Origin of the sequence: Streptomyces flavofungini, assembly GCF_041028215.1 — a bacterium.
In the GTDB taxonomy this organism is placed as follows: Bacteria; Actinomycetota; Actinomycetes; order Streptomycetales; family Streptomycetaceae; genus Streptomyces; species Streptomyces flavofungini_B.
In genome coordinates this window covers 1-1,098 of sequence record NZ_JASKYR010001266.1, presented here as the reverse complement: position 1 = coordinate 1,098, position 1,098 = coordinate 1, and the positions used below count along the sequence as shown (strand labels likewise).

The 1,098-nt window shown below is 67.6% G+C and carries 2 protein-coding genes; one reads left to right on the top strand and one right to left on the bottom strand.

Annotation, left to right across the window (positions count from 1 at the left end):
• Window positions 1-558, bottom strand: a 558-nt coding sequence (locus tag AB8Z36_RS40320; protein WP_369218319.1) for an MFS transporter, incomplete at its 3' end; no start/stop codon positions are given.
• Between the two features lie 276 nt (window positions 559-834).
• Between AB8Z36_RS40320 and AB8Z36_RS40315 the strand changes: the two genes are divergently transcribed.
• The gene (locus AB8Z36_RS40315) at window positions 835-1,077 is read left to right on the top strand and encodes a response regulator transcription factor (RefSeq protein WP_369218318.1); all 243 of its coding nucleotides are present in this window, start codon (window positions 835-837) and stop codon (window positions 1,075-1,077) included.
• The last annotated feature ends 21 nt before the right edge of the window (window positions 1,078-1,098 follow it).

Below are 1,098 nucleotides of genomic sequence, written 5' to 3'. Positions count from 1 at the left end.
STCCCCCCTTGTACGCAGGGGAAGGGAGAGCAGCACGCTCGCCGACACGGCGAAGGAGGCGGCGTCGAGGGAGATGGCGGCGGTGTAGCCGAGCAGGGAGACGACGACACCGGCGGAGGCGAACCCGGCGATCATCGCGAGGGAACGCCCGGTGGCGAGCAGCGAATTGGCGCGGAGCCGAAGCTCGGGCCCGACGATCTCGGGGATGGCGCTGCGCAGCGAGACACCGGAGAGGGTCGAACAGAACCCGGTGACGACGGCGAGGACGTAGAGCAGCCCGGCCCGCCCGGCGTCGGGAGCGATCAGCAGCGCTACCATGGCGGCGCACTGCGTGAGATCGGCGCCGACCATCAACCTCTTACGGTCGTACGCCGAGACCAGCCGTCCGCTCACAAAGCCGGATACGACGCTGGTCAGCAGCCGCACGGCCATGAAGATCCCGGCGGCGAGGGCGCTGTCGGTGACCTCGTAGATGAAGACGTTGAGCGCGACCATGTTCAGGTAACTGCCGTACGCCGAAACGCCGTTGCCCACTACGAGCAGGCGAAAGTGCCTCAAGCGTGCCCCCTGGTCCACCGCTGGTGCGTCACTCACCGTCATATGTCGCTGCACTGTGCCGCGACGGCCTTCACACTCACGCGCCCCGAAGCGCGCCCACAGTCCCCCGAACTGGTGACTTGACAAGTTCAACTCGACCGCTGCACCCAGGGTTTGCTCTGGGTTCCGCCCTGGTCAGGCCCTTCGACCCTGGGATTCCTTTCTGTTTCCGCGGGACCATGGTTAGATCAAGATGAGGTCATGACGTCGTAGTTGACAGTCCCTCCCGGAGGGCAGATGCCAGTAACCAGCCGCTCCCGCCCCCAGAACGCACCGGCCCTGTCCCACCGAGAGCGCCAGGTGCTGGCCCACATCGCGGCAGGCCTCTCCCACAAGCAGGTCGCCCGCCGCCTCGGCATCAGCGTGCACACGGTCAGCACCTACCTCCGCCGCATCCGCACCAAGCGCACCGCTCCGACGGTGGCGCATCTGATCCGCCTGGGCGTGGCGGAGGGAATCACGTCGGGCACCCCGAGCTAGCCCGCGCCCACCACCCCCTCC

Coding starts and splice junctions, on each gene's coding strand:
- AB8Z36_RS40315 (WP_369218318.1), top strand. CDS start 835: ATGCCAGTAACCAGCCGCTCCCGCCCCCAGAACGCACCGGCCCTGTCC.